The 13897-nt window shown below is 66.0% G+C and carries 13 protein-coding genes; 4 read left to right on the top strand and 9 right to left on the bottom strand.

The features are described 5' to 3' along the window. Positions 1-16 precede the first annotated feature (16 nt). Entirely contained in the window at positions 17-1300 is a 1284-nt protein-coding gene (locus NCS00_RS32735; protein ID WP_250442230.1) for a sensor domain-containing diguanylate cyclase, read from the bottom strand. 204 nt (positions 1301-1504) lie between these two features. Then, positions 1505-2398 carry a LysR family transcriptional regulator gene (locus tag NCS00_RS32730; RefSeq protein ID WP_250442229.1) on the bottom strand — a complete coding sequence of 298 codons (894 nt, stop codon included), beginning with the start codon at positions 2396-2398 and terminating at the stop codon, positions 1505-1507. Between the two features lie 115 nt (positions 2399-2513). On the opposite strand from NCS00_RS32730, the gene NCS00_RS32725 reads away from it, so the two are divergent. Continuing rightward, entirely contained in the window at positions 2514-3398 is an 885-nt protein-coding gene (locus tag NCS00_RS32725) for an SDR family oxidoreductase (protein ID WP_250437892.1), read from the top strand. Positions 3399-3420: 22 nt separating this feature from the next. Here the strand turns inward: NCS00_RS32725 and NCS00_RS32720 are convergent, their stop codons facing one another. The 7 genes from NCS00_RS32720 to NCS00_RS32690 form a co-directional block, all read right to left on the bottom strand. Continuing rightward, the gene (locus tag NCS00_RS32720) at positions 3421-5253 is read right to left on the bottom strand and encodes a sigma-54 interaction domain-containing protein (protein ID WP_250442228.1); all 1833 of its coding nucleotides are present in this window, start codon (positions 5251-5253) and stop codon (positions 3421-3423) included. A gap of 83 nt (positions 5254-5336) precedes the next feature. After that, complete coding sequence (locus NCS00_RS32715) at positions 5337-6470, bottom strand: branched-chain amino acid ABC transporter substrate-binding protein (RefSeq protein WP_250442227.1); 1134 nt, start codon at positions 6468-6470, stop codon at positions 5337-5339. After that, on the bottom strand, positions 6467-7186 hold the full coding sequence (locus tag NCS00_RS32710) for an HAD family hydrolase (protein WP_008345631.1): 720 nt from the start codon (positions 7184-7186) through the stop codon (positions 6467-6469). Before NCS00_RS32710 ends, NCS00_RS32715 begins: the two co-directional genes overlap by 4 nt. Further along, positions 7183-7953 (bottom strand): enoyl-CoA hydratase/isomerase family protein, encoded by a 771-nt coding sequence (locus NCS00_RS32705; protein ID WP_250442226.1) that lies wholly within the window; start codon positions 7951-7953, stop codon positions 7183-7185. Before NCS00_RS32705 ends, NCS00_RS32710 begins: the two co-directional genes overlap by 4 nt. Next, entirely contained in the window at positions 7950-9299 is a 1350-nt protein-coding gene (locus tag NCS00_RS32700; RefSeq protein ID WP_008345635.1) for a phenylacetate--CoA ligase family protein, read from the bottom strand. Before NCS00_RS32700 ends, NCS00_RS32705 begins: the two co-directional genes overlap by 4 nt. A gap of 24 nt (positions 9300-9323) precedes the next feature. Then, entirely contained in the window at positions 9324-9728 is a 405-nt protein-coding gene (locus NCS00_RS32695; protein ID WP_250442225.1) for a thioesterase family protein, read from the bottom strand. 241 nt (positions 9729-9969) lie between these two features. After that, complete coding sequence (locus tag NCS00_RS32690; RefSeq protein ID WP_250442224.1) at positions 9970-10878, bottom strand: LysR substrate-binding domain-containing protein; 909 nt, start codon at positions 10876-10878, stop codon at positions 9970-9972. Positions 10879-10980: 102 nt separating this feature from the next. On the opposite strand from NCS00_RS32690, the gene NCS00_RS32685 reads away from it, so the two are divergent. The 3 genes from NCS00_RS32685 to NCS00_RS32675 are packed head-to-tail and all read left to right on the top strand — an operon-like array spanning position 10981 to position 13867. Further along, positions 10981-12105 carry an NAD(P)/FAD-dependent oxidoreductase gene (locus NCS00_RS32685; RefSeq protein ID WP_250442223.1) on the top strand — a complete coding sequence of 375 codons (1125 nt, stop codon included), beginning with the start codon at positions 10981-10983 and terminating at the stop codon, positions 12103-12105. Positions 12106-12107: 2 nt separating this feature from the next. Continuing rightward, entirely contained in the window at positions 12108-12410 is a 303-nt protein-coding gene (locus NCS00_RS32680; RefSeq protein ID WP_250437886.1) for a (2Fe-2S)-binding protein, read from the top strand. Continuing rightward, complete coding sequence (locus NCS00_RS32675; RefSeq protein WP_250442222.1) at positions 12407-13867, top strand: NAD(P)/FAD-dependent oxidoreductase; 1461 nt, start codon at positions 12407-12409, stop codon at positions 13865-13867. The genes NCS00_RS32680 and NCS00_RS32675 overlap by 4 nt, the downstream gene beginning before the upstream one ends. Positions 13868-13897 lie beyond the last annotated feature (30 nt).

Genomic DNA, 13897 nt, shown 5'->3' with positions numbered 1-13897 from the left:
GGGCTTCTGCCCGCGTTCATCTGACCTCGACACGGTTACGCCCCGCCGCCTTCGCGTGATACAACGCCCGGTCCGCGCGCCGCATGAGCGCATCCACGTCGCGCTCGCCGGGCTCGCGTGTCACCACGCCGATGCTCACGGTGAAAGGAATCGCCTTGACGCGCCAGACATGCTCGACATCCTGCCGCTCCAGACGCTGGCGCAAGGCGTCCGCGATCCGCGGCGCGGCACTCGCGTCCGCGCCCGGCAGCGCCGCGACGAACTCCTCGCCGCCCCAGCGCGCGAACAGCATGGATTCGAGCGGGATCGACTTTCCGACATTCGCGAGCACGCGCAGCACTTCATCGCCGATATCGTGGCCGTAGTTATCGTTGATCGCCTTGAAGAAATCGATGTCGAGAATGAAGACGGACAGGATCTCGTCGGTCGCGAGCAGCTTTTCGACGAAGTCGATGAACTCGCGTCGGTTCGGCAGACCGGTGAGCGCATCGGTGACGGCCTGTTGCTTCAGCAGTTCCATGAGCCGCGCGCGCTCGGTGATGTCGCGAATGACCGCGGTGAACTCGACCACGCCGCCCACGTCGATCTTGGAGATGGCGATTTCCACCGGAATGATGGTGCCGTCGCGATGCCGCCCGAAAACGCTGTTGCTTTCGTCCATGCGCGGCGCGGTCATCGCGCGCAGGTTCGTCATCGGCGAATTCGCGAACTGCCGCACGTTGTCCGCGTGATGCGCACGCGCGCGCTCTGGCAGCAACATCTCGATGCGCCTCCCGAGCGCTTCTGCCGATGTATAGCCGAACAGATTCTCGGCGGCCCGATTGAACAGCGTGATCTCGTGCCGCTCGTCGATGCTCACGATCGCGTCGTACGCCGAGTCCACGACCGCGCGAAAGCGCGACGCGTCGAATTCGACTTCGCGCGTGAGCGGCTTCTTCGGCGCATCGTCGATGCACGAAATCATGACTTCGTGCACGGCTTCAAGCGCGCCCGGCCCCCTGAGCGGTTCGAGCGTGAGACGCCACGAACGCGCGCCGTCGATGAATCGATGCGTGTGCGTCTGGCCGTCGAAGCACGCCTTCAACTTTTCGATGAGGATCGGATGCGCCTCGGCCGGCATCATGGCATCGACCGCGAGGGGAAGCGCGGGCGTGTCCGCTCGCGAGGCGTCCGTCATGCGCATGAACGCGTCGTTGCAGGTCCTGACGATCAGACCGCCGCGCGCATCGCGGCCCACGATAGCCACGCCGATCGTTGCGCCTTCCGTAATCTCCCGCGATGTGTTGGGCAACCCCGACATACTCCTATCCTGCCGCGCCGTCGTCCGGCACCGATAATCATCCACTTGCGTCGCTGACGCCACCATGCGTTTGTTATCGGCAGCGTGGGCAAAGGCTTGAGGGCGAAGCGTCCGAGCGCGATTCACCGCAGCGCAGCTTGTTGCGGCCGGCTCGAAGACGAACGCAACGGCGAGACCCTCGTATCAGCGCATCGGCTGACGCTCCTACCCGTCGATCAACGCCGCCAATTCCTCCGGAGCGCCGGAGGGAAACGATGCTTTGAGGTGATTCAGGAAAGCGGACACGCGCGCGCTCAGAAAGCGCCTTGAAGGGTAAAGCGCCCACAGCGCGATGTCGGACCCGTCCAGCTCGCCCCACTGTGAAAGTCGACCGGCGGCGATATCGCGGCTGACGAGCGACAGCGGCAGGCACGCGATCCCAACGCCAAGCCGGACCGTGTCGCGCACCATGACGAGCGATGACAGTGTGGCGAATGGCTCGACGAATATGCGCTTTCTCCCCTCGGCGCCGGTGACATCCCAGAACGACGTTTGATCGGCCGCTCCACGGATGACTGCCGGCACGCGCGCTTTTCCCTCGGGCGGCTCCAGTCCGGGCTTCGCCACGACGACGAGCCGGTCGTGCAGGATGATCCGTCCAACCAGATTCTCGTCGGGAGCCGGGTTGACCCGTATAACCAGGTCATAACCTTCTTCGATCATGTCGACCGGGCGATCTTCCGTCGTGACTTCCAATCGAACCTCCGGCCACTTCAGCGCGAACGAGGCGACCAGTTTTCCCATGGCGATTTGCGAGAAAAGCGCGGGTGCGCTGATTCGCAAGCGGCCGCGAGGCTGCTCGCTGCTCGATGCTATCGCTGCGGCACTGGCGCTGAGCTCGGCGAGAAGCGCACCGGTGCGCTCATGGAGCGCCAGTCCTTCCTGCGTGAGCTTTACGCCTCGCGGTCCCCGTTCGAGAAGCCGGATTTGAAGGTCGCTTTCGAGTTCGCTCACCCTTCGCGAAAGCGTCGCCTTCGGACGACCCGCGGCGCGAGCGGCCTCGCCGAAGCTTCCGTAACGAGCGACGAGGTTGAAATCAGCAAGTGCAAGAAGATCCATTCGCGCTATTCCAGCGTTCCATTGGTGAGACACGTCGTCTCTTTATAGCATCTTCCGGACCAGATTTGGATCACGTACCTTTGAGCCATCCCAACCACGCTCAAGGAGCAACACCATGACTATTCTCGTTACCGGCGCCACCGGCCGTGTCGGCCGCCAGGTCGTCGACCAGCTCGTGCGTCGCAATGCCGACGTGCGCGTACTCGTGCGGGATCCGTCGAAGGCCGACTTTCCCAGCGCCGTGAGTGTCGTGCAGGGCGAAATGCTCGACATCGACTCACTTCGCCGCGCGTTCGCCGGCGTGCGCACATTGTTCTTGCTCAACGCGGTCTCGGGCGATGAATTCACGCAGGCGCTGATCGCGCTGAATATCGCCCGCGAGTCCGGCGTCGAACGCGTCGTGTATCTGTCGGTGATGCACGCAGAGCGCTTCGTCAATGTGCCGCATTTCGCCGTCAAGTCCGGTGCGGAGCATATGATCGAGGCGATGGGCTTCAGCGCCACTATCCTGCGGCCCGCGTACTTCATGGATAACGAACTGATGATCAAGGACGTGGTCATCGAGCACGGCGTCTACCCGATGCCTATCGGAACGAAGGGCGTCGCAATGGTGAACACCCGCGACATTGCGGAGGTCGCGGCCCTCGAACTGATCCGTCGGGACGAGGCGGCCGCTCACCTTCCACTGGAGGTCATCAACCTTGTCGGGCCTGACACGCTGACCGGCCCCCAACTCGCCGCCATCTGGACCGACGTGCTCGGTCGTCCCGTTGGCTATGGTGGCGACGACCCGACTGGCTTCGAGCAGAATCTGGCGAGCTTCATGCCAAAGTGGATGGCGTACGAGATGCGCCTGATGGCCGAGCGTTACGTCAGCGACGGGATGGTGCCCGAACTCGGCGATGCCGAGCGCCTTGTCGGCATTTTGGGCCGTCCCCTGCACGCCTATCGCGACTTCGCCGCCGATCTGGCAGAGGGGCAATCGCAGCGCACCATTTGATTGCCGTGAAAAGCCCGCCCGCTCAACCCAGTTGACGAATCGACCGTTCGACGCGAATGCCGTGCCGCTTCATCTTTGCGTAGAGCGCGGGCTTCGACACCTGCAGGAGCTTGGCGCAATGCGTCACATTGAGGTGGCACGCCTTCAACGCACTTTCGATGGCGAGGCGCTCCGCCTCCTTCAGCGACACCGGCTCGCCATGATGCTCGGCCGACCCATCGCGCGCCGGCGGAACCGATGCGCCGCCCAAAAACGCCGATACATCCGCGACAGGCTCGCCTTCGTTGAAGTTGACGATCTTCTCGACGAGATTCTCGATTTCGCGCACATTGCCCGGCCAGTCATGCGCTTCGAGTTGCCGCAGTGCCCGCTCCGCGATTTCGGGCCTCGGCTTGTGCATGCGCGCGCAATATCGATCGAGGAAGAACGCGGCCATCGCGCGGATGTCCTCGCGACGCTCCCGCAGCGGCGCGATCATGATCTCGATGACATTGCAGCGATAGTACAGATCCTCGCGAAACGTCTTCGCGAGCACCATCGAAGCGAGATCGCGATTGCTCGCGCAGATGATGCGCACGTCGACGGGAATGCCGCGCGTGTCGCCGATGCGCGTGACTTCGCGCTCCTGCAGCACGCGCAAGAGTTTCGCCTGCACGTCGATGGGCAACTCCGAGATTTCGTCGAGGAACACCGTGCCGCCGTCCGCCGATTCGAACTTGCCCGGACGGCCTTCCCGCGCCGCCCCGGTAAAGCTGCCGGGCGCGTGGCCGAAGAGCTCGCTTTCGATCAGCGCATGGGGCAGCGCCGCGCAATTGATCGCGATGAACGGCAGCGCGGCGCGCGCGCTCGCATTGTGGATCGCCTGCGCGAACACTTCCTTGCCGACGCCGCTTTCGCCGGACAACAACACGTTCGACGCGCCGCGCGCCGCCTTCTTCGCTGCATCGACCGCGCGCTTGAGGCCCGCGTTGGAGCCGATCACGTTGTCGAAGGTAAAGCGTGCGTGATTGCCCGCGTAGCGCCCCGCCATCTTGCGCACGCGCCGCATCTCGCGAAACGTGTTCACCACCGACACGACTTCGCCGCAACGATTCTTGATCGGGATAGCGGTATCGAGCAGGTGCAAGTGGCGCGCGGGCGAATCGATGATGAGCTCGCGATCGACGTAACCCACACCTGTCCGATAGATCGGCCCGACGATCGGCTCGAAATCGATCACTTCGTTCAGCGTCTTGCCGATGCTCGTCCGCGGATCGATGCCCAGAATGCGTCCCGCGACCGAATTGACGTGGCGCAACACTTGGCCCTGTCCGATGACCATCAGCCCATCGCCGATATGATCGATGATCGCGCGCTGTTCCTCGACGAGCGTGTCGTAGGCGGCCAGGTCGAACGCGCTTTGCAGCAGCACGTCGAGCGTCGCGCCGAGCAGCGTGATCCAGGGCGCGGGGGTCGCTTCATTCGTCGCTTCATCCGCCGCTTCATTCGCCGCCTTCCGCCAGCGCAACGCGACGAGAAAAACCCGACGGCCATGCGCATCGACACGCAGCGCGAACGCCTGCGCGATCGATGCATCGGCGTCCTGCAGCGCCAGCGTCACGCAGCGGCCGTCCGATGAAACGGTGGCGGCTTCGGCGAGCGCGGCGAGGCCCGACGAAGGACAGCGCGCGAGGAAGGCATCGAGCGCGGCATCGCCAATGTGCGCGAGCGGTTCGAGCACATGGCCACTGCGATCGAGCGTGAAGATGCACGCGCCGGCCTCGCGCGCGGCCAGGCGGCGCGCATCGCGCCATCTGGGCGACGCGAGCGCGCTCTCGAGTGTGGCGATGCTGGGATCGAGCGCGACGGTGGCCATATCTACCTGCGATGCGGTGGGTCAACGGCTTCGAATGTAACAGGACAAAATCCCGCCGCCCCGCGCATCGCGGCATCGCGCGCTCAGTCCTTCTGTGCGATCGCCGTGAGCGCCCCGCTGTTCAGCCGGTACACCGTGACAGGCGCATCGATCCAGTCGCCGTTGGAATCGAACTTGACGGGGCCCAGAATGCTGTCGAACGACTGATCGCGCAGCGCCTTCACGAATACCTCCGGTTTCGCCGATCCCGCCTTGCGCATCGCATCCGCGACGACGAGCGTCGCCGCATAGAACGCGGGCGCGTAGGTATCGACATCGGCGCTGAACGCATTCCTGAACTTCGCGCGGAAGGTCTTGCCCCCGGGCAGCGTGTCGAGCGGCGCGCCGCCTTGCGCGCAGAACATGCGCTTGTCCGCGACGCCCGCCGAGAGCTTGTCGAATTCGGGCGAACAGATGCCGTCGCCGCCGACGAGCGTCGCGCTCAGGCCGAGCTCGCTCATTTGCCGCGCGAGCGTCGCGGCCTGCGCGTAATAGCCGCCGTAGAACACGACCTGCGGATTGCGCGATTTGATCTGCGTGAGAATGGCCTTGAAGTCGGTCGCCTTGTCGGTGCTGTACTCGCGCGCGACGATCTGCAAGCCTTCCTTCTGCGCTGTCTTGATGAACACGTCCGCGACGCCCGTGCCGTAGGCGGTGCGGTCGTCGATGACGGCGGCGCGTTGCGCGCCCAGCACTTTCGACGCATAGACCGCCATGCGCCCGCCCATCACGTTGTCGTTGGTGGCGAGGCGGAACACGTACGGATAGCCGAGATGCGTGAGATCCGGGTTCGAAGAGGCGCCCGTCATCATCACGACTTTGGCGTCGTTGTAAATGCGCGCCGCCGGAATGCTCACGCCCGAGTTGTAATGGCCGATGACCGCCGACACGCCATCGTCGACGAGCTTCTGAGCGACGTTCACACCGACCTTCGGATCGCCCTGATCGTCCATCGAAATCAGCTCGAATTTCACCGGCTTGCCGGCGATTGCGAAGCCCTTCGCGTTCAATTCGTCGATGGCGAGTCGCACGCCCCGCTCGTCGTCCTTGCCGCTCGACGCCGCACTGCCGGTCAGCGGGCCGGCCACGCCGATCTTCACGACTTCCTGCGCATGCGCCGCGCCGCATAGCATCGCCGCGCATGCAATGAACGTGATTGCCGTCTTCATCGGTTTCATCGTGATTCTCCCGTCGCAGTGAGTGTCAGATTCTCAAGAAGGTCCCGTACCGGCGACAAGGTGTCGAACTCGAAATCCGGGCGCGGCTGCCACGCGCCGAGCGTGTCCGCGCCGCGATTGATCCATGCGACCGCCATGCCGAGCGGCTTCGCGCCGTCGATGTCGGCCCAGCTCGCGAGCGAGCAGTGCAACACGTCATGCGCCGGCAGCGCGAGGCGGTCGAGCGCCAGCCTGAAGATCGCCTCGGACGGCTTGTACGCCTGCGCCATCTCGGCCGTCGTCACATGCTCGAAGTAGCGGGTGAGCTGCGTGCGCCGCCACAGGTCGCTGTCCATGTTGGTGATCGGCATCAGCGGATAGCGCGACGCCGCCCAGTCGAGAAACGGCTCGGCGTCCTCATGCGCGGGCGACGCCTCGACGAGATGCGCGAGAAACAGGTCGGTCAGCTCGTCCAGCGCGTGGCCCTTGCGCGCGCCGGGCCAGCGCGCATCGAGCACGGCGGCGAGCGCCTCGCCCGCCACGTCGCGGTAACGCGCATACGCCTGCCCGCGATACAGCCGCACATTGCGAATATCCCAGTCGAGATAGATGTCGAACATCGCGTCGCCGGTCTCGATCGACAGACGCCGCAACACTTCCGCGATGCCGAGCGTGCCGCCGCGATCCACATCGACGAGCGTGCCGAAGTAATCGAACGTCAAGGCTTTGGGGTTCATTGCGCGCGCTCCTTTCTCGTGGCGAACTGCTTGACGCGTTCGGCGGCGTCGGGATCGGCGAAGGCGTCGATCGTCGCGTCGAACTCGAGTTCGAGACTCCGTGCGAGCGATTCGCTCAATTGCGTGGTGACGAGGCGCTTCAGCCGCGCGATGGATCCCGGCGATTGCTCCGCGATGCGCGAGGCCAGCGCGATCGACGTATCGAGCATGGCGTCGCGTGGCACGACGCGATTGACGAGTCCCATCGACATCAGCGATTGCGCGCTTTGCCGCTCGCCGAGCAGCCACAATTCCATTGCGCGTTGATGGCCGAGCGCCTGCGGCAGCAAATGCGTGACGCCGCCCGTGACGAACTGGCCCCACGCCATCTCCGGAAAGAACGCGACGAGATCGTCGGACGCCACGACCATGTCGCAATTGAGCATCCATTCGAAGCCGCCGCCGACGGCAAAGCCATGCACCGCGCCGACGACGGGCTTCGCGTTGAACATCAGATCGCGCGTGATGCGCTGAATGCGCTCGATATGCAGACGAATGCTTGCGTCAGTCGCGCTCTGCTCGCCGAACTCCTTGAGATCGTCGCCCGCGCAGAACGCGCGGCCCGCGCCCGTCAGCACGATGACGCGGCACGAGGGGTCGTCGTTCGCTTCTTGCAGCGCCTCGTGCAGATCGTCGAGCAGCGCGCCGCCGATCGCGTTCATGCGCTCCGGGCGGTCGAGCGTCACCACCCGAAGCGGTCCTTCCGTGCGTGTCCTGACGTAGCTCATGCGGGCTCCCTGTCGATCCAGCGTGTCTTGCCTTCGGTGCGCGGAAAGTGCTCGAACGGGACGATGGTCACAGCCGCGCTCGCGCCGATGCGTTCGCGCACGGCCGCCTCGATGCGCGCGGCGGCATCGTTCCAGCGTGCGACGGGCAAGCCGTTCGCGGCCTCGACCGTCATCGCGATGCGGTCGTATGGCCCCGGCCCTTTCAGCACGATGCGAAACATGCCCGACGCCCATTGCGGCAACGCCTCGACCGCGAGCCGCACCGCGCCCGGGAACACGTTGACGCCACGCACGTTGAACATGTCGTCGGTGCGGCCCGTCACGCGAAAGCGCCAGGCGCTGCGGCCATCGGGGCCGGCGTCGGTGGCCGTCACCGTGACGACGTCGCGCGTGCGATAACGCACGAGCGGCTGGCACTGCTTGCGCAGATGCGTGCAGACGAGTTCGCCCGTCGTGCCGGCTTCGATCGGCAGACGCGCGAGCGTGTGCGGATCGATGATCTCGGCGAACACCACGTCCGCCGCGTGATACAGCAGATCGGTCGTCCAGTCCGTTTGCCCGCCGAGAATGCTCAGCACTTCCGAAAGGCCGAAGTTCGCATTGCGCACCGCGAAGCCCCACTTCTCCTCCATCGCGGCGCGCAACTCCGGATTGTCGAGACCGGCCTCGCCGCCGAAAAGCCCGAGCTTCAGCCCGAGATCGCGCGGCGCGGGGCCGCCGGTCTCGCGCAGCACCTGCTCGATCAGCGCCGGATAAGACGGCGTGCACGAAATCGCGTCGATGCCGAGATTCAGGATCGAATCGATCAGAAGCCGCGTGTTGCCGACGCCGAACGGCACGACGGTCGCGCCGGCGGCTTCGAGAATCGTGTGATCGGTGAAGCCGCCCGTCCACATGCAGTAGTTGAGGCAGTGCACGACGCGATGCTCCGGGCGCAGTCCCGCCGCCCACATCGAGCGCGCGCCGACGCGGGCGATATCCGCGGCATCGCGCGCGCTGTTGGCGAGGATCAGCGGCCGTCCCGTCGTCCCCGACGTACGATGCAGCCGCGCGATGCCGCTCTCCGTGCACGCGACGTAATCGCCATACGGCGACGCGTTCTCCTGGCTTACGCGCAAGTCGTCCTTCTCGGTGAAGGGCATCTCCTGCAGCGTGTCGAGCGTGATGTCGTCGCGGCCGGCCCAGCGCTCGAGCTTCGTGCGATAGAACGCGGACATCGCGCGCAGATACGGCCAGTGAGACGCCCATAACGCATCCTGATGACGCCGCACTTCGTCGAGCGGGAGCGTCTCGAACGCTTCGTCGAAGTAGACGCCGCGCGCCGGCGAATGAACTGCTACGTTCATGTGTGGTCCTCTGTCGTGTTGGCGTTATTCGGCGCGGCGGCGTTTGGCGGCGCGTGCTTCGATCGCGGACCGCTCGACGATCGCCCGCGCGTGGCTCGCGGTGCCGATCGGCCCGCCCGCATCGGTGGCGACGATGTCGAACCAGTACAGCGCGCCGTCGATGTCGCGGAAGGTCGCGGTCGCGGATACTTCGGCGCCGAGCGGCGTCGGCGCGAGATGGTTGAGATGCGTCGTCACGCCGACGGACAGTTGCCCGTCACCGATGGCGTCGCGCAGCACATCGGCAGAAGCGCGCTCGATCAGCGACAGGAGCGCGGGCGTGGACAGCACGTCGGGGTAGCGCTCGTACGCGTCGCGCGCGTGGGCGGATGCGAGATCCGCGGATGTGACGGTGTGGGTGAGCGTGGCGGCTCGGCCTCGTTCGATCATGTGCGGCTCCGGGTTGTGTAGCCGCCAATAAGGCAAGGTCCGGGCCATATGCGCCGAAGCCCCGTCGGGCGGGGCTTCGGGCGATTTTGCAAGACGTTGGAACGGCGGACCGTTAAGATTCTTGACGTTTCGATTCGCTACGGACGTCTTGGCGGCTGATGCGGCAGTCGCTGCACGGTGATGAGCGTGCGCGGGTCTCGACATCCATCACGGATGAAACCGGGGCGAGTTCCGCATGAAGTCAGACCTCAGCGACAACCCGTCCGAAGGCCTCCCGCACGGCGTCGCAAAACGCGTCGGCCACAACGGGAACGGGCCGGGAGGCATTCGTCACGATATAAAAATGATCGTGCACGGCAGGCGCGAAACGCTTCACCGCCACACGTTGCCGTGCGTAGGCCGCCGTCACCGGGTCGATGAGCGCGACTCCCGCTCGATTGGCGACCAGCGCCACGATCGCTTGCGATAACTGCGCCTCGATCAGGAGATTGCGTGTCACGCCCGCTTCCACGAAGACGCGGTCGATCGCGGCGCGGGCGTCAAAGCTGTGCGGAAACGAAACGAAGGGCTCGCCGCGCAGGTCGTCGGGACTCAACGATGCACGGCGCGCCAGGCGATGCCCGCGCGGCACGATACATCGCATCACCGCGTTCGGAAGCCGCTCGCTCTTCACGGCCGGATGCGGGATAGCCTCGGCGGTCAGGCCCACGTCGCACTGGCCGGACGCAACCTTGTCGACCACCGTCGTCGCACTGTGCGCGAGCAGACTCACGTCGATGCCCGGATGCTGCTCGACGAAACGCGCGATCACCGCCGGCAGCAGATCGAGCGCGACGGCGGGCGACCCTGCCACGCGCAGCGAACCGCGTCGCATCGCGCGAATCTGGTGGGCCGCCTGCGTGATCCGGTCCAGTCCGACGAACGCGCGCTCCACTTCCTCGAACAGCACGCGCGCTTCGGCCGTGGGCGCAAGCCTCCCCTGCTGCCGTTCGAACAGCACGAAACCGACGCGGCTTTCGAGATCGGCGATAAGACGGCTCACCGCGGGCTGCGAGATATGCAGCGACTCGGCGGCGCGCGTGACGGTGTGTCGAAGCATGACCGCGCGAAACGCTTCGATCTGCCGGATTTTGAGCTCGGACATTTCCATAACATTGAATTATAGATGACCGATCATTCGGCATTTGACGGGCGTTTTTTATCCGCCGAAAGTTGCGTCTCGATACATCAATGCAGGCACAAAGCGCAATTCATGCACGTCGATCTCGCCCATAACACATGCCGCCTGTTCGATCTCGTGGTCGCGGGCGGCGGACTCGTCGGCATGGCCATCGCCTACGGGCTCGCGCGTGCGGGCCGGCGCGTTGCCGTGTGCGACGGAGCCGACTCCGCGCATCGCGCGGCGCGCGGCAATTTCGGCCTTGTCTGGGTGCAGGGCAAAGGCGGACGATGCCTGCCGTATGCGCAATGGTCGCGCGAGTCGTCGGAGCGCTGGAGCGCTTTCGCCGCGCAATTGAAGCGCGAAACGGGCATCGACGCCGGATTCGAACGGCCCGGCGGCATCGAGTTGTGCGAGACGGCCGAGCAGCTCGAAGCCGGCCGGCAGCTGCTCCAATCGATTCATGCGCAGGACGCATCGCTCGACTACGAAGTGCTCGACATCGACGCGGTCAAGGCGCGTGTGCCTTCGGCATCGGACGAACTTGCGGGCGCGCTCTATTCGCCGCACGATGGCCACGCGAGCCCGCTCTACACGCTGCGCGCCATGCAGCAGGCCTTTGCGTCGCACGGCGGCACGTATCTTCCGCATAGCGAGGTGCGCGAGATTCGCCCTCGCGCGGGCCGCTTCGAGATCGACACGACGCACGGCATGCTGCAAGCCGGACGCGTCGTGCTCGCCGCGGGCCTCGACAACAAGCGCCTCGCGCCGATGGTCGGCATGAACGCGCCGATCACGCCTCTGCGCGGTCAGATCATGGTGACCGAGCGGCTCGCGCCGTTTCTCGACTATCCGACGCTGGTCGTGCGGCAGACGCGCGAAGGCTCCGTGCTCCTCGGCGACTCCGCCGAGCAGGTCGGCTTCGACGACGGCCAGACACGCGCCGTCATGGCCGATATTGCCCGGCGCGCACGCACCGCGTTTCCGGCACTCGCGCATGCGCGCATCGTGCGGGCATGGGGCGCGTTGCGCATCATGACGCCGGACGGACTGCCGGTCTACGAGGAATCGGCGGCGCATCCCGGCGCGTTCCTCGCCATTTGTCATAGCGGCGTGACGCTCGCCGCCGCGCACGCGGACGTCATCGCACCGTGGATCGCGGGCGGCGCACGGCCCGCGATTCTTCATCCTTTCGTCGCCACGCGCTTTTCGAATTAGACATGCCCACGCACTTCGAATCCCTCGCCACGCTGTCGACGCCGCTGGTGTGCATCGACATCGACGGCGCGCATCGGCAGGTGCCGACGCATTACACGGTCGCGGCGGCGCTGCTGGAAAGCGGCACGCTGGCGTGCCGGAACACGCCGGTCAGCGGCGCACCGCGCGGACCGTTCTGCATGATGGGCGTGTGCTTCGACTGTCTGGTCGAAATCGACGGCGTGCCGAACGTGCAGGCGTGCATGACGCGCGTGCGCGAAGGCATGCGTGTGCGTCCGATGCCCGGCAAGGCGAGACTCGCATGACACGGCATCCGGCACAGTCGAAGTGCGATCTGCTGATCATCGGCGCCGGGCCTGCGGGCATGTCGGCGGCGATCGTCGCGCGCCGCGCGGGCCTCGAGGTGTTAGTCGCGGACGAAGGCGAAGCGCCCGGCGGACAGATCTATCGCAACGCGTCGCGGTCTCCGCTCGCGGATGCATCCGTGCTCGGCGACGACTATCTCGCGGGACGCGCGCTGATCGACGCTTTCGAGGCCAGCGGCGCGACCCATCTCGCGCGCTGCGTCGTATGGCAGATCGAGTCCGGAAACGGCCGCGCCGTCGCCATGCTCACGCGCCGCGCGCACGACGGCGAGCCCGGCGGCACGCTCGACGTTTCGGCGCGCGCGGTGCTCGTCGCGACCGGCGCGCAGGAGCGTCCGTGGCCCGTGCGCGGCTGGACCTTGCCGGGCGTGATGGGCGTCGGCGCGGCGCAGACGCTGCTGAAGTCGTCCGGATTGGCGCCCTCGCAAGACGCCGTGCTCGCCGGCTGCGGACCGCTCTTGTGGCTGTTCGCATCGCAATTGCTGAATGCGGGACGCCGTGTGCGGGCCATCATCGACACGACACCGCGCGATGCCTGGCGCGCCGCGCTGCCTCATGCGCTCCCCGCACTCGCCGGCGCCGACTATCTGCTCAAGGGTCTGCGCATGATGCGCGCGGTCAAGCGCGCGGGCATCCCGGTGCATCGCCGTGCTGGCGCTTTTTCGATCGAAGGCGAAGGACGGGTCGAACGCGTGCGTTTCGTCGATGAACAAGGCGCGTCCCGATCGATCGACACGTCGCTCGTGCTGCTGCATCAGGGCGTGATTCCGTCGACGCAACTGTCGCGCGCGCTCGCTTGCGAGCACGAATGGGATGCGTCGTCGGCCTGCTGGCGGCCTCGCACCGATGCGCGCGGGCGCAGCAGCGTGAAGAACGTGTGGATCGCGGGCGATGGCGCGGGCATCGGCGGGGCGAAGGCCGCCGCGCACGCGGGCACGCTTGCGGCGCTCGATATCGCGCGCGAACTCGGCGCGCTCGATGCGCCAGCGCGCGATGCACGCAGCCGTCCTGCGCGGCTTGCGATGAAACGCCATCTCGCCGTGCGTCCGCTGCTCGATGCGCTCTACGCGCCGCCCGCCGCGCTGCGCCGTCCCGCCGACGACGTGATCGTGTGCCGGTGCGAGGAAGTCACCGCGGGCGAGATTCGCGCGATCGCGGCGTTGGGCTGCCAGGGACCCAACCAGATGAAGGCATTCTCACGCTGCGGCATGGGCCCGTGTCAGGGCCGATGGTGCGGCACGACGGTCGGCGAACTGATCGCGCAGGTGCAGGAGCGCGCGGTCGGCGATGTCGGTTACTACCGCATCCGCGCGCCGATCAAGCCGGTCACGGTCGATGAAATCGCCGAGTCCATCGCGCTCGACGACGACTTCGCACGCGGCGAATTTCCCAGTTGAATCCATCCACGACAGACGAAACGACACCCA

This window comes from Caballeronia sp. AZ1_KS37 (assembly GCF_023631165.1).
GTDB classification, from domain to species: Bacteria; Pseudomonadota; Gammaproteobacteria; order Burkholderiales; family Burkholderiaceae; genus Caballeronia; species Caballeronia zhejiangensis.
The sequence above is the reverse complement of the archived record's forward strand: the minus strand, read 5'-3'. Positions and strand labels throughout refer to the sequence as shown.